Source organism: Halorussus salinisoli, from assembly GCA_005239435.1.
Lineage (GTDB): Archaea > Halobacteriota > Halobacteria > Halobacteriales > Haladaptataceae > Halorussus > Halorussus salinisoli.
Genome location: SZNP01000012.1, coordinates 1 through 22,208 on the forward strand (window position 1 = coordinate 1; position 22,208 = coordinate 22,208).

Annotated in this window: 17 protein-coding genes; 8 read left to right on the top strand and 9 right to left on the bottom strand. The window is 63.8% G+C overall.

What is annotated here, in order from left to right; translation table 11 throughout:
• The coding region (locus E2484_RS24345) for a lipopolysaccharide biosynthesis protein (RefSeq protein ID WP_137287797.1) at positions 1-2,224 on the bottom strand (2,224 nt) is incomplete at its 3' end.
• Between the two features lie 83 nt (positions 2,225-2,307).
• Positions 2,308-3,489: a bifunctional sugar-1-phosphate nucleotidylyltransferase/acetyltransferase gene (gene glmU / locus E2484_RS24350; protein ID WP_137287798.1), complete on the bottom strand. Its 1,182-nt coding sequence runs from the start codon at positions 3,487-3,489 to the stop codon at positions 2,308-2,310.
• 219 nt (positions 3,490-3,708) lie between these two features.
• Between glmU and E2484_RS24355 the strand changes: the two genes are divergently transcribed.
• Positions 3,709-4,032, top strand: a complete 324-nt coding sequence (locus tag E2484_RS24355; protein ID WP_137287799.1) for a HalOD1 output domain-containing protein — start codon at positions 3,709-3,711, stop codon at positions 4,030-4,032.
• Between the two features lie 4 nt (positions 4,033-4,036).
• On the opposite strand, the gene E2484_RS24360 is transcribed toward E2484_RS24355, so the two are convergent.
• Positions 4,037-5,281 carry a sulfatase-like hydrolase/transferase gene (locus tag E2484_RS24360; protein ID WP_137287800.1) on the bottom strand — a complete coding sequence of 415 codons (1,245 nt, stop codon included), beginning with the start codon at positions 5,279-5,281 and terminating at the stop codon, positions 4,037-4,039.
• A gap of 117 nt (positions 5,282-5,398) precedes the next feature.
• Between E2484_RS24360 and E2484_RS24365 the strand changes: the two genes are divergently transcribed.
• Positions 5,399-5,638 carry a hypothetical protein gene (locus tag E2484_RS24365; RefSeq protein WP_137287801.1) on the top strand — a complete coding sequence of 80 codons (240 nt, stop codon included), beginning with the start codon at positions 5,399-5,401 and terminating at the stop codon, positions 5,636-5,638.
• 72 nt (positions 5,639-5,710) lie between these two features.
• Here the strand turns inward: E2484_RS24365 and glmM are convergent, their stop codons facing one another.
• The 4 genes from glmM to E2484_RS24385 all read right to left on the bottom strand — a co-directional run bounded on the left by glmM (position 5,711) and on the right by E2484_RS24385 (position 11,226).
• Entirely contained in the window at positions 5,711-7,054 is a 1,344-nt protein-coding gene (glmM, locus tag E2484_RS24370; RefSeq protein WP_137287802.1) for a phosphoglucosamine mutase, read from the bottom strand.
• Between the two features lie 283 nt (positions 7,055-7,337).
• Positions 7,338-7,712 carry a hypothetical protein gene (locus tag E2484_RS24375; protein ID WP_137287803.1) on the bottom strand — a complete coding sequence of 125 codons (375 nt, stop codon included), beginning with the start codon at positions 7,710-7,712 and terminating at the stop codon, positions 7,338-7,340.
• A 379-nt stretch (positions 7,713-8,091) separates the two neighbouring features.
• Positions 8,092-8,754, bottom strand: coding sequence for a DUF7344 domain-containing protein (locus E2484_RS24380; RefSeq protein WP_137287804.1), 663 nt, complete (start codon positions 8,752-8,754; stop codon positions 8,092-8,094).
• 786 nt (positions 8,755-9,540) lie between these two features.
• Positions 9,541-11,226 (bottom strand): helix-turn-helix transcriptional regulator, encoded by a 1,686-nt coding sequence (locus E2484_RS24385; RefSeq protein ID WP_321113144.1) that lies wholly within the window; start codon positions 11,224-11,226, stop codon positions 9,541-9,543.
• A gap of 545 nt (positions 11,227-11,771) precedes the next feature.
• On the opposite strand from E2484_RS24385, the gene E2484_RS24390 reads away from it, so the two are divergent.
• From E2484_RS24390 to E2484_RS24400, 3 genes are all read left to right on the top strand, one after another.
• Positions 11,772-12,707, top strand: a complete 936-nt coding sequence (locus E2484_RS24390) for a hypothetical protein (RefSeq protein ID WP_137287805.1) — start codon at positions 11,772-11,774, stop codon at positions 12,705-12,707.
• A 43-nt stretch (positions 12,708-12,750) separates the two neighbouring features.
• Positions 12,751-13,968, top strand: a complete 1,218-nt coding sequence (locus E2484_RS24395; RefSeq protein ID WP_137287806.1) for a zinc metalloprotease — start codon at positions 12,751-12,753, stop codon at positions 13,966-13,968.
• A 415-nt stretch (positions 13,969-14,383) separates the two neighbouring features.
• Positions 14,384-15,655 carry an integrase gene (locus E2484_RS24400; RefSeq protein WP_321113147.1) on the top strand — a complete coding sequence of 424 codons (1,272 nt, stop codon included), beginning with the start codon at positions 14,384-14,386 and terminating at the stop codon, positions 15,653-15,655.
• Positions 15,656-15,889: 234 nt separating this feature from the next.
• Here the strand turns inward: E2484_RS24400 and E2484_RS24405 are convergent, their stop codons facing one another.
• Positions 15,890-16,489 (bottom strand): hypothetical protein, encoded by a 600-nt coding sequence (locus E2484_RS24405; protein ID WP_321113149.1) that lies wholly within the window; start codon positions 16,487-16,489, stop codon positions 15,890-15,892.
• Positions 16,486-17,358: a ParA family protein gene (locus tag E2484_RS24410; protein ID WP_137287807.1), complete on the bottom strand. Its 873-nt coding sequence runs from the start codon at positions 17,356-17,358 to the stop codon at positions 16,486-16,488. Before E2484_RS24410 ends, E2484_RS24405 begins: the two co-directional genes overlap by 4 nt.
• Positions 17,359-17,683: 325 nt before the next feature.
• Between E2484_RS24410 and E2484_RS24415 the strand changes: the two genes are divergently transcribed.
• From E2484_RS24415 to E2484_RS24425, 3 genes are all read left to right on the top strand, one after another.
• Entirely contained in the window at positions 17,684-20,788 is a 3,105-nt protein-coding gene (locus tag E2484_RS24415) for a right-handed parallel beta-helix repeat-containing protein (protein WP_137287808.1), read from the top strand.
• A 138-nt stretch (positions 20,789-20,926) separates the two neighbouring features.
• On the top strand, positions 20,927-21,463 hold the full coding sequence (locus tag E2484_RS24420; protein ID WP_321113152.1) for a dihydrofolate reductase: 537 nt from the start codon (positions 20,927-20,929) through the stop codon (positions 21,461-21,463).
• 244 nt (positions 21,464-21,707) lie between these two features.
• Positions 21,708-21,944 carry a DUF7542 family protein gene (locus E2484_RS24425; RefSeq protein WP_137287809.1) on the top strand — a complete coding sequence of 79 codons (237 nt, stop codon included), beginning with the start codon at positions 21,708-21,710 and terminating at the stop codon, positions 21,942-21,944.
• Positions 21,945-22,208: the final 264 nt, after the last annotated feature.

Consider the following 22,208-nt stretch of genomic DNA (forward strand, 5'->3'; position numbering starts at 1 on the left):
CTGCCGTTGTCTCGGTCTCCGTCGCCGTTTCTGCGGTCGTCTGCGTGGTAGTTTCCGTAGTCGTTTCTGCAGTCGTCGTAGCGGTTTCGGTCGTCGTGTTTTCGGTGGTCGTCTCTTCCGTCGTCGTCTCGGTCGTAGTGTCAGCAGTCGTCGTAGTGGTCGTTTCCGTAGTCGTTTCTGCGGTCGTCGTAGCGGTTTCGGTCGTCGTGTTTTCGGTGGTCGTCTCTTCCGTCGTCGTACTCGACCCGTCAGACGACCCGGAATCAGACCCGCTATCCGAACCAGATCCGCTATTCGAGCCAGACCCGCCGTCCGAACCAGATCCGCTATCCGAACCAGATTCGCTATCCGAATCTGACCCACCGTCCGAACCAGACCCGCCGGAGGACCCTGACTCCTCGGTCGTGGTCGCTGTCGTCGTATCCCCGGGCGACGTGTCTCCCCCGGTCGTCGTTCCGTCAGTCGCAGTCGTGGAACTCGCAGAGGCCGTCTCTGTCGGTGTCGACTCCTCGGTGGTCGGCGGAGCCTCGTCTGGCGTCGGCGTCTCGGTCGGTTCCGGCGTCTTCGTCGTCAGCGGAACGTCCGCGCCGCCGCCGTCACCGATGGGCAGGGGAACCCCGGTCACGGCCGCACTGACTCCGGCGACGACCAGCACCACGCCCGCGAACAACAGGACGCGCTGGAACGTCTGGACTGCGTCGATGTTCGACGAGTACCTGATTCTGCGTTCGAGCGACGCGGCCTTCGGCCCCACGACCGGGAGCGACGACGCGACTTCCAGCACCTCCGAAAGACCGAGCGCGCCGGTTATCAGCGCGAGACTGGCGAAGATAACTACGCCGCCGACTGGGACGACCGCGAGCGCCAGGTACGGCGACGCGATGGCCCGCGATAGCGCGACCACCAGCGGTGCGCCCACGCCGATCGTGACACCGACCCGGAGGAGTCGGGCGTCGGCCAGCGGGTCGAAACCGAGACTTCGGGCGCTCCAGACGTGCAGGAAGAACATCGACCCGTAGCTGATACTGGTCGCCACCGCCGCGCCGTGCATCCCGTACTGGTTGATGAGTACCCAGTTGAGGACGACGTTGGTGAGGGCGGCCGCCCCTGTCGCTGCGATGAGTCGCGGAAGGTCGCCCTTCCCCTGTCCGACTGCGAGGATGGGCCGAGCGACCGCGAAGCCGATTGCGCCCGGCAACAGCAGGTAGAGCGGCGTGAGCGAGGCGACGTAGTTGTCGGGCCAGAGCATCGGGACCGCGACCGGCGCGAGCGATCCGATGCCGACCGCCAACAGCGCGGTGAACAGCAGGCTGTATCGGGTGATTCTCGCGGTCATCTGGCTGATTCGCTCGTGGTCGCCCTGCGACCAGAGCTTCGAGGTCGAGTGAAGCAGGACCGTCTGCAACGCCATCGGCGCGACCCAGAGGAACTCCGCGAGGACGAGAGCAACCTTGTAGAACGCGGTGGCCGGACCGTCAACCAGCACCCGAATCATCATCACGTCCACGTGGTACATCGACATCAACAGCGCCACCAGCACGATGCTCAGACCGTTGAACGAGAGGAGTTCCCGGCGGGGGAACGACCGTGGCGCGATGCGGAGCGACTCGACCACCGAGACGCGCCGGGCGATGAGTCCGAAACCCACGAGCGCCGACAGCGTACTCCCGACGATGTGGCCGGCCAGCACACCCTCGACGCCGTAGCCGAGGTACGCCAGTGCCAACCCGGCCGCGACGAACGTCAGCCGGTTGGTTACCCGAATCGCCTCCGCGTAGGGTTCGAGACCGAATCCCATCAGCGTCCGGCGAGCGTACGACCGGAACTGGGCGGCCACCACGAGAGCCCCGAGCAGGTAGAAGTACCAGCGGAACCCCTCGTCGTCCACCAGTCGAAACAGCAAGTCCGATTGGGCGAACCACGCCAGCGCCCCGGCCCCGGCCAGTCCGAGCAGGACGGCCAGTCGGAAGTAGAAGCCGACGACGCGCTCCTGCCACGCCGAGTCGGCGCGCTCCTCGCCCAGAAACTTCTGGACGCCGTCGGTCACGCCCGAACTGACGAATATCATGAAGATGGAGAACACCGACAACAGGAAGCTGTAGTCGCCGTAGTCGGATTCTCCGAGAAGCGTGGCTAACAGTGGCGAAGAGACGATGCCGACCATCAGTATGACGAGTTTCGTGCCGAGAACCGACACGAAGCCGCGGGTGATACTCCGACTCATCGGGCTATCGTCTGCCGACGCGGCGTGAGGTTACGGTGCCGCGTCATCGGTCCTGGTGCCACGCTCTCGGTCACGATGCCACGTTACCGGTCCCGGTCGACCACGGCTCCGGGTGGCGTGGTCGCGCCGGACGAGAGTCGAACCCCCGGCTGGATGCTGGTGTCGATGCCCGTCTTCGCGTCGTCGCCGACGACCGTGCCGAACTTCCGGCGGTCGGTCGAGACGCGGTCGCCCTTCACCGTCAGTTTCACCGCCTCGTCGTCGTGGCGGAGATTGGCGACGGTCGTCCCGGCCCCGAAGTTGACGTTCCTGCCGAGGATGCTGTCGCCGACGTACGCGAGGTGGCCGACCGTGGCCCCCTCCCGAAGGACGCTGTTCTTGACCTCGACGCTGTGACCGACCTTGGCGTCCGGCCCGACGACGGTCCGGCCCCGGACGTAGGCGTTCGGTCCGACGGTCGCGCCGCGCCGGACGATTGCCGGCCCCTCGACGACGACGCCCGCCTTCACCGTCGCACCTTCCTCGACCACGACCGGCCCGTCGAGGGTCGCGGCGTCGCTGACCTCGCCCTCGATTCTGCGCGAGACGTCACCGAGGCGTCGCTCGTTGGCTTCCAGCAGTTCCCACGGTCGGCCCACGTCGAGCCAGTCGCCGAGTTCGACGGGCGTCACGTCGTACTCCGCGACCACGCGGTCGAGTACGTCGGTAAGTTCGTACTCGCCGCGCTCGCTCCGGGAGACGCCGAGCCAGTCGGTCGTCGCCTCGGGGAAGACGTAGGCCCCGGCGTTGGCGAGGTCGGTCGGCGGGTCGGCGGGTTTCTCCACGATGTCGGTGACGACCCCGCCCTCGGTCGAGAGGACGCCGTAGTTCGAGGGGTCGTCCGCCCGGAACGCGCCGACTGCCGGGCCCGACTCGAACAGCGTTTCGAGGCTCTCGGGGTCGTAGAGGTTGTCGCCGTTGAGGACGGCGAACTCGCCGTCGAGGTTGGGGCTGGCGGCCCGGACCGCGTCGGCGGTGCCGGTCTGGTCGGACTGCTCGGCGTACGTGACCGGGACACCGGCGTACTCCGCGCCGAAGTACTCGCGCACTTGCTCGGCCCCGTAGCCGACGACCAACACGAGTTCGTCGGCCCCGGCCCGAATCGCCGCGTCGGCGACGTGGGCGACCAGCGGGCGGTCTGCGACCGGGAGCATCGGCTTCGCGGTCTCGTCGGACAAGGGACGCATTCGCGTTCCCTTCCCCGCAGCCAGAATTGCGGCCTGCATTCTTGTTCGTCGCTTGGTCTACGAGTGGGTTTACTATCCGGGGGCTAACCGTCTACCGGTCGCCGAACCGGGCCGCCGCTCGCCAACCGATTACGGGGGTTGCAGTGTCAGGGTTGGACGTCAGCGACCGGACGTCCAGTGCCAGAGAAAGCCATTTTCGGCCGCGAGAAGCCTTATTAGACGCATAATTATGCACAGTTCTCACGTACCCCGTGACAGATGAGTACGGAAAACACCGTGCGAGAATCGTCAGTTCCGGCATCTCTGAGTACGCGCGTCTGCTTGGCCTTGGCCCAGAAGGACGACGTACACCCGTGGGAGTCGTCGCCGCTGTACGAGACGCTCGACCCGGCCGTATTGGAGGCGCTCGAAGCGCAGGAGAACCAGCAGTGGCGACTCGAGTTCGAGGTGGGGACTCACGTCGTCGTCGTCACCGGCGACGGCACGATTACGGTCGACGGCACTCGCTTCTCCGACAGCGACCTGCGAGAGGCACTCGACTCGCTGAACGACCGAAACCAATCGCTGCGACGAATCGATTGACCCGTTAGAGCGTCTCGTTGGCCGCGACTCGTTCCGTAGCGGCGGCGATACGCTCGCGTTCTGCGTGTGCTTCGTGCCAGTCGTCGACGAGGCGTGCGCCGAGTTCCCGGAGTTCCGGGTCGTCGCACTCGGTCGTCTCGCCGGTCGTGAGGTCGTACAGTTCGTCGTCGTGGGGTTGCCAGACGTACTTCCAGTTCTCGCCGCGGACCGCGACCTTCGGCATCCGGTTGTGTGAGAAGACGTGGGTATCGAGAGCGTCCTCGTAGTCCTCTTCGCGTGCGAGCGAGGTCAGCAGGTCGGGCAAGTTCTGGAGCGACATGGGACGCTCGACGTTCCCCTCGGGACCGTTGGCGACGACCAGCGGTACGTCGACCAGTTCCTCGTAGAGGTCCCGTCCGTGGCCGTACATGCCGTGTTCGCCGAACGCCTCGCCGTGGTCGCCGTGGACGACGAGGAGCGGGTCGTCGGCGAAATCCCGGCTCGCTCGGCCCACGAACTCGTCGGTGTATCGAATCGTGTCCTCGTAGGTGTCGGTCAGCACGTCGTGGAACTTGGGCGTGAGTCCGTCGCCGTCGCGGTCGGCGAACAGCGCGAGGTTGGCCGGGTAACTCGCCAACCGGGACCGCGACCGGTAGCCCTCGGGCGGGAGGTACGGCAGGTGAACGTCCACCAGAAACACCCAGAGGAAGTACGGTTCGTCGGCGGATTCGGTCCACGCGACGATGTCGTCGTAGAACGCTTCCCACGACATGAACATGTCCTGGCCCTGCCACCAGTTCATCGCCTTCACGGCCAGCGACGACAGCGCGTTCGTCTGCTCGCCGTCCTTCAGAAAGCTCTCCGAGGCGTCGGTGTCCATGAAGTCCTCGAAGTGGTCGAACCCCTTGTCGAAGCCGAAGTACCGGGAGGTCCACGGATTCGCGGTGAACGCCGCGGTTTCGTACCCCATCCGCGAGAACTGCTGGGCCACGGTGTCGCGGGACTTCAGGTGTTCGCGGATGTGGGCCTTCATTGAGGCGCGGTCGCTTCCCCGCACTCCCTCGCGTTCGATCGGGAACTCGCCGGTCAGGAACGTGGTCGCCGACCCGTGAGTCGCGGGTGCCGGAGCGATGGCGTTCTCGAACACCAGACCGTCGGACGCCAGTCGGTCGAGTTCCGGGGTCAGGTTCCCGTCGTGGCCGCCGAACCCGCAGTGGTCGGCGCGGATGCTGTCGATAGTCAGGAGGACGACGTTTCGCTCGTCGGGCATGGCCTAACGCATCGCGCGTACCGGGGTTTATTATACCGTCGCTAAGCCCATCACTCCTGGTCGAAATCGGCGTAACGATGGCCTCGGCTTTTGTGGTCTGCGGTCCCCCGAGAAGACATGGGTCAAGCCGAACGAACCGCCCCCGAATCCACGCAGAGCATCGCAGTGCCCGACCGACTCGTGAGTCGGGTCGAACGACGACTGCCGCGGACCGACTTCGAGTCGCCGGAGGCGTACGTCGCGTACGTGTTAGAAGAAGTGTTGGCGCAGGTCGAGTCCGAAACCGACGGCGACTACGAACAGGTCGACGGCGCGGAGGTCGAGGACCGACTCAAATCGCTGGGCTACCTCGACTGACCGACGACACGTTTTCGACGGACTCCACCTCTTTTCGACCGACTCCGATTCCTATTCGATCGACACCACGTTTCACTGCCCGCGTACCGCCCGTCCGCCGTCGGCGCGGGCGTTCTCGACCAGTTCGACCGCTCGGTCGAACAGTTGGGTCGCGCGGTCGTCGGTCTCGGCCTCCGCCGTCACGCGCACCAGCGGTTGGGTTCCGCTGGCCCGGACGAGAAACCACCCGTCGTCCACGCCGACGCGAACGCCGTCGCGGGTGTCTACCTCGTCGTACTCGTCGGTGAGCGACTCGACGACTGCCTCCATCTGCGCTCGCTTGTCGTCGGTCGGGATGCTGGTTCGCTTGGTCGGGTAGGTCTCGACCGTCTCGACCAGTTCGCTCAGGGGTCCGCGCTCGCTCACGAGTTGGGCGAGCCGACACGCCGCCAGCGGGCCGTCGGGACAGAGCGTCTCGTCGGGCCAGATCCACGCTCCGCTGGGTTCGCCGCCGAAGACGACGTTCTCGTCGCGGAGTCGGTCGGCGACGAAGCCGTCGCCCACTTTCGTCCGGGTGAGCGAGGCCCCGACCGAGGCCAGCGCGTCGTCCACCGCGAGACTGGTGTTCAGCGGCGCGGCGACCTGCGTCCCCTCCTCGGCGTATCGTCGGCCGAACAGCGCCAGCAACACGTCGCCCGAGACGAACTCGCCCTCGTCCGTGACCGCCATCATCCGGTCGGCGTCGCCGTCGTGGGCCACCCCGAAGTCGGCGTCGGTCCCGGCGACGATAGCGCAGAGGTCGCTACAGTGGTCGGCGGTCGGTTCGCTCGGTCGACCGGAGAGTCGGCCGTCGCGTTCGCCGTTCACCGTCGTCACCGAACAGCCGAGGTCCCGAAGCACGTCTGCCGTCAGGATACCGGGGCCGTTGCCCGCGTCCACGACGACCGAGAGGTCGTCGTCGAGGTCGGTCGTCTCGCAGAGAGCGCTTCGGTGGTTCTCGTCGAGGTCGGGCGCGGATATTTCGGCTCCCAACTGCTGGGACCCCTGCGGTTCGAACTTGTCGTTTCGGAGTCGGTCGGCGATGGCGGCCTGTTTCGACTCGTCGAACGCCTGCGAGGTGACGTCCCAGAGCTTCAGACCGTTGTCCTTCGGCGGATTGTGCGAGGCCGTCACCATCACTCCGGCGTCGCCGTCGACTCGCCAGACGCTCCGGGCCAGCGTCGGGGTGGCGACCACGCCCGCTCGGACCGCGTCCCCGCCGCAGTCTCGGACTCCGGCGCTGACCGCGTCGGCGAACAACGGTCCGCTTTCGCGGGCGTCTCGCCCGACGACGACTCGTTCGTACCCCTCCGAAGCGAGGGCTCTCCCCACGTCGAACGCCAACTGCGCGGTCACTTTCTGGCCGACTTCACCGCGAATGCCACTCGTTCCGAACATAACACGTCGATTGGAAGCGACGACAGTGAGTATACGCAGGATAATTCTGTCGGCTCGGCGTCATCCACCGCTGTTCTCGGTCTTCCCCTCGCTCCCGTCACACCCGGTGTTTCCCGCGTCTCCCGGCGTTCCCCACTTCTCCCACTGTTCCCCGTCTCTCCCACCGTTCTCCGCCGCTCCTACTGTTCCCCGTCTCTCCCACTGTTCCCCGTCTCTCCCACTGTTCCCCGTCTCTCCCACTGTTCCCCGTCTCTCCCGACCCGGCGCTGCACTCCTTCGGTCGCTACGCCCGGCGAATCCGCCGACAACTTCTACATGGCGACCGACCACGCTCCTTCGCCCGAGAGAGCGTGACGACTTCTAATTCGTCGGGGTCGGTGTGGTGGTGGCACCCGCACCGCGGTTCTCCGTTCGTGAGGTCGTGGTAGGCGTAGGTGGTTCCGCCGTTTCGACTGAACACCCCGACGAGCGTGTCCTCGCGTCGAGTGTCCGCGCTGGCGCGTCGGTTGCGCTCGGCGCGGTTGGGCGGGCACTGGCGCTGCTCGTCGGTTTGGCATCGGTGGTTGCTCGTCCGCGCGAGGTACCGGCCGCAGTCCGAACACTGTTCGAACTCGTCGGACTCCTCGACGAGTTCGATGATGTCTTTCGATTCCCCCATACCGATGGTCGTCGCCCTATGGGTTTCGTTATATACCTGTTAGCAACCGTCTCACCGCACCATTATCCGGTGAATAGGTAGGTGCGTGGCGGGCCTTCTCCAAATTGGGGCAACTGGACACGCTCCAAGGAGGTGATGACTGTACGAATCGAAGTTCGTTCGGACCATCTACACGCCGACGGACGGCGTCGGGACACCCCGCGTCCTATGAGGTCGGACGCGGGACTGTGAGGTCGGCGGGGAGATTCCAACTGACCGACCTCGACCGTACGTCGGCTATTCTCGCGTGTACTCCGCTTGTCCCTCTCCGTTTTCCCACATTGCGGGCTGTCCTCTTTTTTCGAAAACCGCAGAATAGAGATTTCGCCGGGCGACGAGGTTACTCGTCGGCCGTCTCGCTTCCGCCGAACTTGCTCGACATCTGCGTCGCGACGAGCGCGAAGACGGTAATCGCGGCGATTGCGATACCGACTCCCGACGGGACGGGCGTGTTGGGGAGGTTCGCGTAGATACTGACGAGGAGTGCGAGAGCGAAGCCCGCGCCGCCCGCGTACGTGGGAGACAACTGGCGACCCGACGCTTCCTGACCGTGGTCACGGTCGGCGGACCCCGTCGTCGAGTGCTCGGTGGTGTCGTCTTCGCGCATCGAGGGCTCTTCGTCGAGGTAGCGGTCGAAGGCGGCGGTCCGCTCGGTGCGTTCGACGATTCCCCGGTTCTGCTGGTACTCGATGACTCCCTCTTCGTCTAGCTTCGGGAGGTGAGACTGGTAGAGCGCGATGTAGACGCGCTGGCGTTCTTGGGACTTGAGCGCGGCGACAGTGGTGTCGTGTTCGACGGCCGCGATGTGTTCGGTGATGTCGGTCATCTTCGCGGGCGTGTCGTGTTCCTGCAGGTACTTCAGGACGAGACGGCGACGACGGCACTGGAGGATGTGGAAGATGTTGTCCCGCGTCAGCGAGTCGTCGGCGTCGTCTTCGGCCGATTCGTCTTCGGCGGCGGTGGTCGCGTCGATCGATTCTATAGATTCCTTGCTTGCGGACATGGGCGGTCTAAGCTACCATTACCAGTCAGGGGGTTAATACCGAGGCGACCGTTACTACTGTTAGGCCGATTTCGGTCCGTTGTTACGGCGGATTTTTACCGTTTCAATAGTTCAACCCCGGCCGAACAGTCGGTCGAGAAATGAAACCCCGTCTCGAGTTCGAAATCCGTCATCGAACCCGTCGTATTTCCGGTTTCGGACGAACGGCCCTCTCAGAGAGGCTCTCAGTGCAATGATTGCGCGAAAAAGCCACTGAAACGACCGTTTCAGAGCGTCTCACTGGCTGAAACGGTTACCGAATCGCCCCTTTCGAGGTTCCGAATGCGACTCTCGTCGGCCACGGTGGTGTTCGGACTGACGGTACCGAGTGGCTAATCGTTACGCCACCGCAATCAAAAGGATTGTTTCATATATCTCTATATTTCTTTAGGGTGCTTTTCGATTGCTGGAACAATTACTAAGGTATGTGTTCGGTCAGCGGCGACGAGTTCCGTCGTGGCTGTCGAGATGCCTCTGGTTCCGGACGGACGAGCCACTACTCGGCCCGAGAACGACGCGTCGCTCTCGGTCGGCTACCGGGACGTCGTGTTGGACCGTCGGCGACGTCCGGTCACGGTGGACGACGGTCTAGCGGCCGGCTGCTGATCTACCAGCGGCCGACAGCAGTTGGCCAGCGGTCGGCCAGCAGCGACCAGCGGCCGGTCAGTGGTCGGTCAGTGGCCGACCACCGGCCGGACGGTCAGCGCTCGACCGACCAGTAGCCCACCACTGGCAGACTGCTGGCGATTACTGTCCGGACGCCGTCGCGGCCAGTCGCCCGGTCTTGCTCGACGATGGGACCTCTCTGGGGGTGGCGAGTTCGGGCACTGCCCCGTCGAGGCAGATGAGATTCTCGCGCCCGATCTCGACCTTGGTGACGTCGCCGTCGTCGGCCATCGCGGAGAGACGCCTGCTGACCTTGGCTTTCGACCAGCCAGTGGCGTCCACGATTTCGCTCTGGCGCATCCGGCCACCCTCGGCACGGAGCATCCGCTGGACGAGTTCGGCGTCCGAGACGAGTTCGACCTCGGCGCACTCGACGACTTCGGCCGCGGTCATCTCGCCGGACTCCGCGGTATTTGGCGTCGCGTCGCTACCGGAGACGGCCTCGACGGCGGTGACGCTCGCGTCTCTGGCTTCCGAAGTCACGACCCGCCGGAGGTAGCTCGGAGTGAGCGACACGAAGTCGGGACGCAGCGATCCCCCCCACTCGCGCCGCGTCACGACGACCGTGGCGCCGACGCCGACCAGGAAGCCGAGCATGCCCCCGGTTATCCACGCGGGCGACAGCGAGTCCGTGGGGTCGGTACCCAACTTCGCCTCGGTCTTGTCGCTCAGGAAGTCTCCGTCGGTGTCCGCCTCGGTCGGGTCGGTTCCGAGATCGGTGACTTCTTCGTGGTCGTTCAGTCCGTCGCCGTCGCTATCCGCCGCAGTCGGGTCGGTCCCGATGGCCAGTTCTCTCCCGTCTTGGAGGCCGTCGTCGTCGGAGTCGGGGTCGGTGGGCGAGGTCGGTCCGTCGAGTTCCTTGGCGTCTGTGAGGCCGTCGCCGTCGGTGTCGGCTCTCGTCGGGTCGGTGCCCGCCTTCCGTTCCGCGAGGTCGGTGAGACCGTCGTCGTCAGTGTCGACTGCTGTCGGGTCGGTGCCACCTTCGACCTCCGCACTGTCGGTCAGTCCGTCGTCGTCGGTGTCCGGGTCGGTCGGAGACGTTACGGACTGGACTTCGACGTCGTCGGCGAGGCCGTCGCTGTCGGTGTCGACGGCTTTGGGGTCGGTCCCGTGTTCGTGAACTTCTGCCCCGTCTCGGAGGCCGTCACCGTCGGTGTCGGCCACCGTCGGGTCCGTCTCGTACTGGTCTACCTCCGGCCCGTCGGCGAGTCCGTCGTCGTCGGTATCGGCCGTTCCGACGTCGGTTCCGACTTCGAGTTCGCGCTCGTTCGACAGACCGTCACCGTCGAGATCCCCCGACTTCGCGGCGATGCCGACCGACGCGGTGTCGAGCGTGCTGTTAGTGGTTGCGTTCTTCAGGGCGATCGTCATTCGGGTCGTGTTGGCCAGTCGCGTGCGATTCGGAGCGAACGTGACGACAGTCGTGTTCGACTGGTTCTCGGTCGCGGTCGCAGAGAACTGCTCGCAGGTGGTCGCCGTTCGGTTCGTGCCGGAGTCGGGAGAGAGACAGAGAGCGTACGCTCCGGACGTGTTCGTAGAGACGGTGACGTCGAATCGGTGGTCGGCCGACTGCCAGAAGTACGGCGTTCCGTTCACCGACGCGAACGCGTCGGCCGACGCTGTGACGTTCGTAATGTTCGATTCCACTACGTCCGATGGAATCGAGCCTGTGCCTCTGGTAACCGTGTTCGCCTCGTGGGAGTCGACAGTCGTTCCGCTCGCCGCGGCGGCGTGGGGTAGCATCCCCGCGGCGAGGAGGAGCAGCACCACCCCGATCACACCTCCGCGCGTAAGTTCACTTCTCATGGCCAGTTATAGTGAGAATCCGATTCCGCAATTATATAGCTTACGACCATTAAATTGTACATTTGTCTAACTGTTTCACGGATTCCACGGTTCGATAAATATTCTTATAATACTACATTTATTTCGTAATTTCACGTTCAGGAGTCAGACACGCGTCGTTCTTTGTCCATAACGGAGGTGGTAGATTTAGCTATCGGTTAAAACAGCTCACGGTGGCATCGGTGGCTCAGACGACAATGATGGACGTTCGTGCAGTTTCTACTGTACTTTCCTTTCGTTCGGGCCCGGGTTTCCGAATTCCGACATTATGGAGGTGCTAAGGCAGTCAGTTTCGGAGTTTCGACTCTGCAACCGCGATAAAAACCAACTTGAACGTGAATCGCCGGCCGACGGTCCACCATTCTATCAATTCGTCTAAATTATCGGCGTCGAGGAGGCCGTTCGGTCGGTTCTCAAACCGTTATCGACTGAATAGTAAGGACGGCTTGGACCGGACAGTTATCCGCATGAATTTCCCATCGAACCGAACGGTCGGAGCAGCCGTGATGATGAGCCTGTTGCTCGTCTTAGCGGGATGTTCCGGCGGGTTCGGTCCAGGTGATAGTACGACGACCGAGATGAACGAGACGGACGTAGACGAGACCGAGACGACGACGGCGAACGAGACGACTACCGGAGACGGCCACGATGACTCACACGACGGGGAGACGACCAACTCCACGGACGAGAACGCCTCCGCAGCGAGTGGCCCGATGCTGGTCCTCCTCGACGGGCAGGACACACACGTTGCGAACGCCTCGGCGAGCGAAAACGCGAGTTTCTGGGTCGACGACTCCCACACGTGGCACGCCTCGAACGAGTCGTTCACCCTCGCGACGGCGCTGAGTCAACTCGGAATGGAGGCGAACGAGAGCTCGCTGACCTACGACGGGACGACTTACCGCGACAGTAACAACACGACTGTGGCCTATCGCGTGAACGGCCAACCCGTCGAAGACCCCGAGAGCTACGAGGTCGAATCGGGTGACAAGGTGTTCGTCACCACGCACACCGAGAACGCCTCGATGCCCGGGCGCAAGTACACTGCGAACCATCCGCACCCGCACGGGAGTCTGAACGTCAGCGTGAACGGCACGACCGTCGACTTCACGCAGTCGAAGTACACCCACGCGGACGACTACTTCCACTTCCACGGCGACGAGGGTGCCGAACGGTGGCACGCCCACTCGATGAACCTCACGGTCGACTACGCGATTTCGGCGTTCCCCGGCCTCAACCTGACTAACGACACGTTCACGTACGAAAACACGACCTACGAGAACGGCGAGAACGGTACCAAAATCAACGTCACGGTGAACGGCGAAACCGTCGACACCTCGACCTACGTCCTGAAGGACGGCGACGACGTGCGCGTCGTGGTCGAGGAGAACGCCTCCGAGTAGGTAGCGAATACTATTTTCCAATGCCGATTTACAGGGAACCGTTATGGGAATCGTAACCGGGGTGCTGCGTGCGGTGAGGAAGCTTCTGACGCTGGCGCTACTGGTGGTACTCGTCACGACGCTCCTCGGAACGCTCGGGCAGTTCGGCGGCCAGATTCCGATACCGACCGACGGTGACGACATCGGTCCGACTATCGGTCCGGGCGACGGCGGGACGACGGGTGACTCGGCACCGACGACCGACGATCCGACTCGGACGACGAGTGACTCGAACCGAGACGACGGCGAATCGACTCGGACGAAAGGCGAATCGGGAGCGACCGACCGACAGTCGGGGTCGTCGGTCGAGACGACGGCCGCGCCGCGAACGTCGCCGACGGAGAACCCGTGGCGGGACGATACTGTCGTCGTCGCCGTCGAGAACAGTGCGAGCGCAGACCGCAACGTCACTCGCCTCGTGGCGAAGACCCTCGACTACTGGGAGACCCACGACGACGAGTACGCGGCCTACTCGGTCGACTTCGTGCTGAAACCCGACGCGGAGGACCCGGACGTCGTCGTCTCGTTCACCGAGGCGGTCCAGTGTTCCGGCCACACCGAAGCCGTCGCTGGCTGTGCGCCGGTTCTGAACGAGACCTACCGGCCGACACCGCCCGAGACGGTCGAAATCGAAGCCGGGCACAACGACCGGTCTACGCTACTCACTCTCAAACACGAGTTCGGTCACGTCCTCGGCATCCGTCACTGCCACCGACCGCTGGCCATCATGGGGAGCAACTGCCCCGGCGGCGTGGACCAGGACCGCCCGGACGCCACCGACCGGCCACTGGCGTGGCAGTCGTCGAATCTCACGGTCTACGTGGACTCGTCGGGCGTCTCCCATCCGGTGAACGACCAGATAGACCACGCGCTGACCTACTACGAGCGGGGCGCTGACGGAACGGTCCCCGAAGACCTCTCGTTCACCCGGGTCGACCGGCGGTCGGCCGCCGACGTGGTCGTCCGATTCGGCGACTCCGAGTGCGGCGCGAACGCTCCCTCGTGTTTCTCCTATCGCGGCCGCGACGTGGACGGCGACGGCAGGTTGGAATACTACGTCAGTTCCACCATCGTTCTCTCGCCCGAAATCGACCGGAAAGCGGTCGGGTGGCACGCAGGATACGGACTCGGCTACCTCCTCGGTGCCGAACAGCAAAGCGAACTCCCGCCGCCGTTCGTGAACGCGGGGTACGGCGAACGGCGGAGCGACTGGTGGCGATAGGCCACCATCGCTGTGGCCCGCGAGTCTCGAACTACTGCGTCTCGTTGGGGTCTTCCGGATTTCGGTGCTAATCGCTCCGATACTCGTAATCGTTTGCTCGTTCGTGGTCCCCTCGACGTCCAAACGGGGAGCGCCGTCTGACCTATCCACTCCGGGTAGCGACGCACTTCAATTTTGTATACCGAAATGTGCTTTATCAGTTTTCGGCGCGTTTCTGCCCGAGAGTCGTCTGTTCTGGGTTTCCACACGCGAAAACCGCGCAAGACAAACACTAAGTATATCGAAAGAAACGCTCTACGCGTCGAAACAGCGAGGGTTACAATCGGGGGTCGCCGAAGCACGCCCGTTACTCCGCGATTTCAGCCAGGAGGCGAAGCCGAGACGGCGCGAACCCCTGCCCTCGAACCCTGAACTCATGTCGAACACCGAAACCACACGTTACGCGACGATGGACCGCGACGACTGCGAGACGTTCTACCAGGACGAGATCGCGCCAGAGATGCGGGCCGCCGACCTCGACCCGGACCGCGAAACCCCGAGCTACGCGTGGCTGAATCGCAAGTTCCCCGGGTTCGTGAAGCATCTGAAGCGGTCGTTCGACCTCTCGCCCGGCGACTTCTACGACGAGTGCGGGATGCCGCCCGAGCAGGACGGCGACGGCGCGCCGTTCGCGTTCGTCGGCCACGGTGCGACCCGCGAAGCCATCGAGGAGTACCTCGCGGAACTCTCCGACCGTCGGGGCCGGGCCGCCGCGACGGTTTCGACGCGCCGGTCCGTCCTCCGGCAGTACCTCCGGACGTACGAGCAGGTGAACGACACCGACGACCTCCTCTCGCCGCTCCTCGACGCCACCGAGCAGTCCGACGAGATGGACCGTGTCGCCGACGCGTTCGACGTGCTTCGACGCCGCGACGACGCGCTCACGACGATTGCCTCGAAGCAAAAGTACGCCCAAGAGGTCCGGCAGTTCTACAAGCACCAACTCGCCTTCGGTCCCGCGCAGTACGACCCCACGGAGAAACTCGAAAAGCGGTTCGGATGGGACGTGACGCCCGATTGGGACAATCCGAGTCTCGACGCCGACCAGGTGCGGAGCCTCTACGTGACGGCCGAGACGCTCGCCGACCGCTTGCTCGTCGTCGGCGTCTGCGGGTGGGGGTTGCGCCCGAGCGAAGTCGCGGCGCTCCACGTCGACCAGCTACCCGACTCGTTCGACCCGATCGACGACCCGTATATCGAGTTCGGCGAGGGCGAACGCAAGAACGGGCCGGGGACCGTGACGTTGCTCGCTGGTCTCGACGTGCTTCGAGACCGCACCGACGTGCTGGCCGACCGCGAGAACTGGAACGGGTATCTCCTTCCCTCGGCAATCGCCGAGGCGGGACACGTAACGACCGAGACGGTGCGCCGCCGGTTCAAGAACCTCGCTTGTGAAGCAGACGTGACGGTCGGTGACCGAACGCCGACGCCCAAGTTCGGGCGGCGGTTCTGGTACACCACGTACACGCGGGCGGTCGAGCGCGTCGCCGAGCGCGTCTCGGCCGTCGCCGAGGAGCAGGGCAGCGACGACGCGTCGGTCGTACTGAAGAACTACCTCTCGGAGGACGAGCGTCGTCGGCGACGCCGCGAGGAGATGCGCGACGACCTGGAAGGACTGTTCCGGTCCAAGGCGCGCTGCAGCAGATAACGAGGGACGAGAGGGAGAAAGTGATAAACTCAACTCGGCTATATCCAGACTCGTCCGGAAGGCGAGTGGGATTCAGGGGACCGTTTCGACCGCGTCGGTAGCTGACGCGGGCGTGCGCTCGGTCGTTGCCGAGTAAACTCGGTGTGAGAAGCATTCAGGTTTCCTAAAGACATATAAATATTGTTTATGTACCCATATGGTTGTCTCTCGCGTGCGAAACCGAACGGGTCGGGTTCAGAGGTCGTAACCCCACTCGCGGAGGACCGCCTCGGCGTCGTCGAGGTTCTGCATGCCCGCGAGGTATATCGCCTCCCGAGCGTCGAGTTTGTAGACGCTCTCTTCGAAGCGGTCCTCGAGGTCTCGGCGAGCGCCCTCTTCGGTCTCGTCGGTGTCCGACCGGACGAACAGTTGGTGAACGTCGTCGCGTTCGTCCTTCACTTTGTCCCGCCGGAGGACGTACGGCAAGTCCGACCGGTCGAACTGCACAGCGTCACTGCTCGATGACTCTTCTCGGTCAGTTTGGCCGGTGGTGCTGGTCGGTTCGGCCTCCGAGTTCGACTGCTTCGTGTTACTGTCCGAGCTCCCCGTCTGGTCTGACTGACCGGTACTACTGTTTGGTTCGTCTGTCCGGTCAGACTGCTCGGTATTACTATCCGATTCACCGTCCCGGGTCGTCGCCTCAGAACTTGTCGCAGCCGTCGAATCGGTTCCCAACTCCCCGGAATCGGTTCCATCCGCAGATTTCGAGTCGGACGCATCCGTCGATTCGTCGTCGGCGTCGGTATCGTCGACGTCGGTGTCGTCGGCGAAGGGGTCGGAAGCGCCCGACTTCATGCCGAGACCTCCTCTGGCGACTCGAACTGACGGGTGACGTAAGCGGCCAGTTCGTCGAACTTGTCGAGCGTCCCCTCCTCGTAGTCGCGGAGGTCGCGGTAGTCGTCGCTGTCGGCCAGTCGGAAGACGCTGACCTGGTTCTCCCACGCGGTGCTGAGCATCGACCCCCGCTCCCGAATCGAGACCGGTGCCACGGGGAGGTCCTGTTCGTCCAGTTTCTGCTCGTACTCCTGCTGGAGGTTGGTGTCCGAGACCTTGTTCGGGACGACGCCGAGGACGCCGACCTCGATGTCGCCGAGGGTCTCCTCGATGCCGTCGACCACGTCGCGGAGACCGTCGACGCTCTGTTTGCCCTTCGGCGAGAGTTCGACCGGAATCAGGAGGTTCGAGGTGGCGTAGACCGCGTTGTAGATGTGCTGTCCCACCGTCGCGGGCGGATCTACGATGACCACGTCGTACTTCGAGGGCACGTCGGCGTCCGCGAGTACGCGCCGGAGTTGCTTCTCCTTGGGCCACCGGTAGTTCGCGTCGTGCATGTCCTCCTCCATCTTCCCCGCTCGCGAGAGATTGCGTTCGAGCGATTCGAGCATGTTGTGGCTCGGCACGAGGTCGATACCGTCCTCGACGCGGCGAACGAGATCGTCGAAGTCGCCTTTCGGGCGCTCGACGAGGTGGCGCACGAGATTGTCCACTTCCGGGTCCGCTCGGTAATCCTCCGCGCCGAAGTGGTGGGTGAGACCACCGTCCTGCGGGTCCATGTCGATGACGAGTACGTCTTGGCCGCGGCGAGCGTGGGCCGCCGCGAGGTTGACCGAGTGGGTCGTCTTGCCGACGCCCCCCGCTTCGCTCCAGACGGTGTACGAAATCATCGACTGAGTTGTCGCACCGGACCCATAAAAATCTCCGTCAGACAACCCAATCAAATTAATCAGCCACACTGCCCAATTACACTGACCAACAACACTGGCCAGAAACACCAACCAATAATACTGAACAGTAATACTGGCCAGTGTTTCTAGCCAGTATTACTGACCGGAAACCTGTCTAGAGATACTGTTTCGTGGCGTCACTTGGGGGAGCTCTGAGGCCGTTATAGAAGAAGTCGCTGCCGAATACGACGTTACTCGCCGAGTACGACGTGCCGCGAAGGGCATGATTTATGTCTCATATCTCTGAAAAGCAACTGTGAGATACGTGTCGACTCGGGTACTCATCGCGTCTCTCGTCGTGTTGAGTCTCGGACTCTCGGCGGGAGCCACGTCTGTCGGGGGAACCGGTGGCGTGACGTACGTCGAACACGACGTCACCGAAGATACGACGTGGTCGGCGGCGGACGGTCCTTACCGAATCGCGGCAGACGTCACCATCGAGGAAGGAGCGACGCTCGGCATCGAACCCGGGACGACCGTCCAACCCGCGGAGGACATCACGATTACGGTCGAAGGCAATCTGACTGCCGAGGGAACTGCGGACGAACCGATCACGTTCACGACTGCGACACAGGCCCCGGCGCACATTCGCTGGGCGTCCATCCGGTACGACGGAACGTCCGAGTCTCGCCTCTCGCTTTCGCACGTAACGATAGAGAACGCGACGAACGCAGTTACCGTCGATAGCGGGGTCGGACGAATCGACGTGACCGAGGCGACTATCCGTAACGTCAGTCGGAACGGGATTCGGATAGCGGACGTGACGAGGACGCCGAGGACTACGGTCGACGAATCGGAGTTCACCGACATCGGCGAGCGAGGCATCGCCTTCGCTCCCGGGACGGGGGCCGTACGAGAATCGAGCGTCGTCTCCCGGACGAGCGAACTCGGCGAACGAACGATGCACAAGACCACCCTCACGCCCGCCGCCGATACGACGATGGACGCGCTGCGAGTCTCGTATCTCGGACACGGCGACGTCGGCGGAGTCGACCGAAGCGCGATTCTGCAACTGGGTATCGACACGGACGGAGACGAACAGGTCGACCGGTCGCTGAAGTCGCTAATCGAGTCAGTCGGCCAGCCGAAGAGCAACGCCTACGAGATAACGTTCGACCGTTCGGTCACGGTTCCGGCCGACGCGTCGCTCGTCGCAGTTTACGACGACGTGCGCAACCCGCGAACCTACGGAACGTACCCGGTCGAAGTCAGTTTCGAGCGGAAGGGCGTCGAGCAGACGGCGAAGACGACGATTCCCTTCGACGTCCGAACGTCCGGCGACCGGCATCGAACGAGTGGGGACTCGAAGCGGAGTCACGCCACTCGACTCTCGATAACGGAATCGACGTTCGACGCTATCGAGGACCAAGGCGTGTTCGTCGCCGCAGACGCGGTCCATCGACTTCGAATCGCCGAGAACTCGTTCACGGACGTACGCGGGTCCGGTATCTCGATTCGCGGAGAGCGAGTCGATTCGGTCGGCCTCGACGGGAACAGTCTCTCCGCGCTCGGCGGCGAAGCCGACGGCATCAGAATCGCGACGCAAGGAGTCGACGATTTGGACGTCCGCGGAAATCGCATCGCCGACGCCGACGCGGGCATCGCCTTCGTAGCGAGCAACCGAATCGTCGACCGCGTTTCGTTCGCCTCGAACACCGTCACCGGGAGTACGACCGGACTTCGCGTCCGACACGACGGGCGGTACGTCAACCAGGACGTCTCGCTGACGGTCGTGAACAACACGTTCTCGCGGAACGACCGGTACGGCGTCTCCGTGGTGGCCGAGTCCGGGCGACTGAGGGACGTGACGGTTCGCGGGAACGAGATTACGGCGAACGGCGAGTCGGGAATCCAATTGGTCTCCCAACAAGTTCGGGAGAGTCGCATCTCTGACAACCGACTCGCCGAGAACCGAGGCCACGGTCTCTCCGTCCTGACGAACACCGTGGTTCACAACCTCTCGATCGCGGAGAACCGCGTCTTCGACAACGCGGGAGTCGGCTTGAACGTCGACAATCGACTGACCCACGCCGGAACACTCGACCTGACCGGAAACGTCGTGGCCGCGAACGCCTACGGCATTCGCCTCGCCGGGTCACTGGGCGCACGAGTTCTCGACAACACCATCGTCTACAACACCTACGGCGACGACGCGCCGGTTCGCTCCGTGGGCGAGTACCGTCCCGGGACTGGCATCGTCGTGGAAGAGGGCGATGCAGGTGCGGTCTTCAGGGCGGGGGACGTGAACGCGCAACTCGCAGAGCTGATCGACGACCCGGAAGTCGAAACCGGCCTCGAACGAAGGGCCGGAGACGATTACACTCTCGTCCTCAGACCGGACGAGGGAGGCCACGTCTGGAAACACGACGGGACCGCGCTCACGGTCCGGTCGCTCTCCGAGGAGATTCCAACCGGCATCACGCTTCCGAAGGACGACGACCACCGCTCCGGGGTCGTCGTTCGCAACAACGACGTTTACGGCCACGCTCGCGGGATGGTAGTCAACGTCAAAACGCTCGTCGACGCGAACACGACCACGCGCCTGCTCGTCAACACGACTCGAACCGTCGTCGCCGAGCGAAACTACTGGGGAGACCCGGACGGCCCGACTCATTCCTCGATTCACCCGGAGGGAACCGGCGACCTGATCGTGACTCGCCGCGGGTGGGTGGACTTCCTCCCCATCGCTCAGTCGCCGTTCGGTCCGCGGTACCACCGGCCAACCGCGAACGTCACCGTTTCTCCGAGTCTCGCGACGGTCGGGAATCCCGTCCTCGTCTCCGGCGTGAGCTCGAGCGACGAGGACGGGCGTGTCACGTCCTATCGGTTCGTAGTCGACGACGAGCGACGGGACGTCGCAGGACCGAACGCGACCGTATCGTTCACGAAACCGGGGACCCATACCGCCTCCCTGCTCGTGGAGGACGACGTGGGAATCGAGAGTGACGGGCCTGCGACGGTTTCCGTCGAGGTACTGAACTCGACTCAGGCTACGGCGGGTGCGACGACTACGGCGAACGCGACGACCGCGGCGAGACAGCCGACGACCACGAAGATGTCGACGGAAGCGGACAGCAGTTTCGTCCCCGAGTGGGCGGTCTTCACGTCGCTCGGCGGGTTCGTCGGTCTCCTGTTCTACGGCACGGCGTTGCTCCTCGGTGCGTACGGCACCCTCCAGACGTTCCGCGACGCGAGCGTCCCCGTTCAGGGAGCGACTATAAACGGTCTCGCTGGGTTCGGCATCCTCGTCTGGGTCGGATTCGGACTGTTCGGTACCGACGGATTGCTCACGGTCGGCGTCGCTGGTGCAGTTCTCTGGGTCGGGCTCGTCGCCCTCCTGTGGGCGATTACCCAGCAGTTGTACGACTGAGACGGTGGGTTTTCGGACTCCGAAGGAACGTTCGGCGATGGACTCCGAAGCGGTACTCTTAGATGGTCCAGACCGTACTCTTCCACCAATGTGGGGGAGCTCGGACCTCCTCGACTCGGACCCCCTCGAACGCGAGCCATGACGGAATCGACGATGACGGAATCGACGACAGCGCCACCCAGTGACCTCGACCTCGTCCTAGTCGCCGCCGTCGCAGAGAACGGCGTCATCGGAGCCGACGGCGGCATTCCGTGGCGCTATCCGGCAGACCTGAAACACTTCCGCGACCTGACGATGGGGTCGCCGGTCGTCGTGGGTCGGCGCACGTACGAGTACATCTGCGAGCGAACTGGCGGTCCGTTAGACGGCCGAACGAACGTCGTCCTGAGTTCGACGCTCGCGGAGCCATCGGAGAAGGGCGTACAGGTCGTGCGCTCGCTGTCGGAGGCAATAGAGAGTGCGAACGCGGCCGCGACGGACGGCGTGGCGTACGTAATCGGTGGAGCCACTGTGTACGAGCAGGCGTTCCCCCTCGCGTCGAAGATGGTGTTGACCGAAGTACCCGAACGACCGACCGGAGACGCGCGGTTTCCCGACTGGGACGACGACGAGTGGCGCGAAATCGACCGCGGGTCGGCGGGCGACTTGACGGTCGTCACGTACGAGCGACGTTGACACCCTCTCCCCGCTAACACGGCCACGAGGTACGACGAGCCAGCCACAGGGGACGACGACCGACCACTTCGACGGAGTTGACGACCGACCACTCCGATGGAACTGACGACCGACTACTTCGACGCCGCACTCGGTCGGCGTTCTCGGCGAGCAGACGTGACTCGGCGTAGGCGTCGAGTTCACGGAACGACGCCCGGTCGAAGACCCGACGAGGTTATCTTGATAGCGACGGTTGTTTCGTTCGATGGCGAGCAAACGCGCGACGGTCACGTGTCCGGACTGCGACCTCGAAGCGACGTTCACGAAGCTCAGGGAAGCACGGTCCTGCATCGAAGACCATCGCACGGAAACCGGTCACGAGGCGGTATGGGAGTTACACGAACTCGCCGCAGGTGTCGAACAGGCCGGTGAGGACGCTGGCGTCTGTGGTCGACCGGGTTCGTGTAACGTGGATTCTCCGCTCGTCCGGGATAGTCAGTGATGGTGAAGTCTTCGGGTTCGTGAGGACGCGAAGACACACACCACGTTTCCAGTGAAACGGTGTTTTCGGGGGCGGGGGTTGCCGGAGGTGTTCCATCGGCGTTTTTTGTCCGTTCTGGCCGGAATATCGTCACCGAGTCCCATACGAAGAACGCTTTTAGAACCCGTGGTTTTATTAGGGTGGTCTGAGTAAATTCCATTGATTAGATCACATTTTATTTCAATCCGTGACTCGTCACGGATGACTTCAGCCGAAGTCCCGGGG

What these genes read in the sequence shown, in the direction of transcription:
- glmM (WP_137287802.1), bottom strand. Translation starts at nt 7,054, where the DNA reads ATGTTCGGAACGAGTGGCATTCGCGGTGAAGTCGGCCAGAAAGTGACC.
- E2484_RS24365 (WP_137287801.1), top strand. Translation starts at nt 5,399, where the DNA reads ATGGGTCAAGCCGAACGAACCGCCCCCGAATCCACGCAGAGCATCGCA.
- E2484_RS24360 (WP_137287800.1), bottom strand. Translation starts at nt 5,281, where the DNA reads ATGCCCGACGAGCGAAACGTCGTCCTCCTGACTATCGACAGCATCCGC.
- glmU (WP_137287798.1), bottom strand. Translation starts at nt 3,489, where the DNA reads ATGCAGGCCGCAATTCTGGCTGCGGGGAAGGGAACGCGAATGCGTCCC.
- E2484_RS24420 (WP_321113152.1), top strand. Translation starts at nt 20,927, where the DNA reads ATGACGGAATCGACGATGACGGAATCGACGACAGCGCCACCCAGTGAC.
- E2484_RS24425 (WP_137287809.1), top strand. Translation starts at nt 21,708, where the DNA reads ATGGCGAGCAAACGCGCGACGGTCACGTGTCCGGACTGCGACCTCGAA.
- E2484_RS24395 (WP_137287806.1), top strand. Translation starts at nt 12,751, where the DNA reads ATGGGAATCGTAACCGGGGTGCTGCGTGCGGTGAGGAAGCTTCTGACG.
- E2484_RS24405 (WP_321113149.1), bottom strand. Translation starts at nt 16,489, where the DNA reads ATGAAGTCGGGCGCTTCCGACCCCTTCGCCGACGACACCGACGTCGAC.
- E2484_RS24390 (WP_137287805.1), top strand. Translation starts at nt 11,772, where the DNA reads ATGAATTTCCCATCGAACCGAACGGTCGGAGCAGCCGTGATGATGAGC.
- E2484_RS24410 (WP_137287807.1), bottom strand. Translation starts at nt 17,358, where the DNA reads ATGATTTCGTACACCGTCTGGAGCGAAGCGGGGGGCGTCGGCAAGACG.
- E2484_RS24380 (WP_137287804.1), bottom strand. Translation starts at nt 8,754, where the DNA reads ATGTCCGCAAGCAAGGAATCTATAGAATCGATCGACGCGACCACCGCC.
- E2484_RS24355 (WP_137287799.1), top strand. Translation starts at nt 3,709, where the DNA reads ATGAGTACGGAAAACACCGTGCGAGAATCGTCAGTTCCGGCATCTCTG.
- E2484_RS24400 (WP_321113147.1), top strand. Translation starts at nt 14,384, where the DNA reads ATGTCGAACACCGAAACCACACGTTACGCGACGATGGACCGCGACGAC.
- E2484_RS24375 (WP_137287803.1), bottom strand. Translation starts at nt 7,712, where the DNA reads ATGGGGGAATCGAAAGACATCATCGAACTCGTCGAGGAGTCCGACGAG.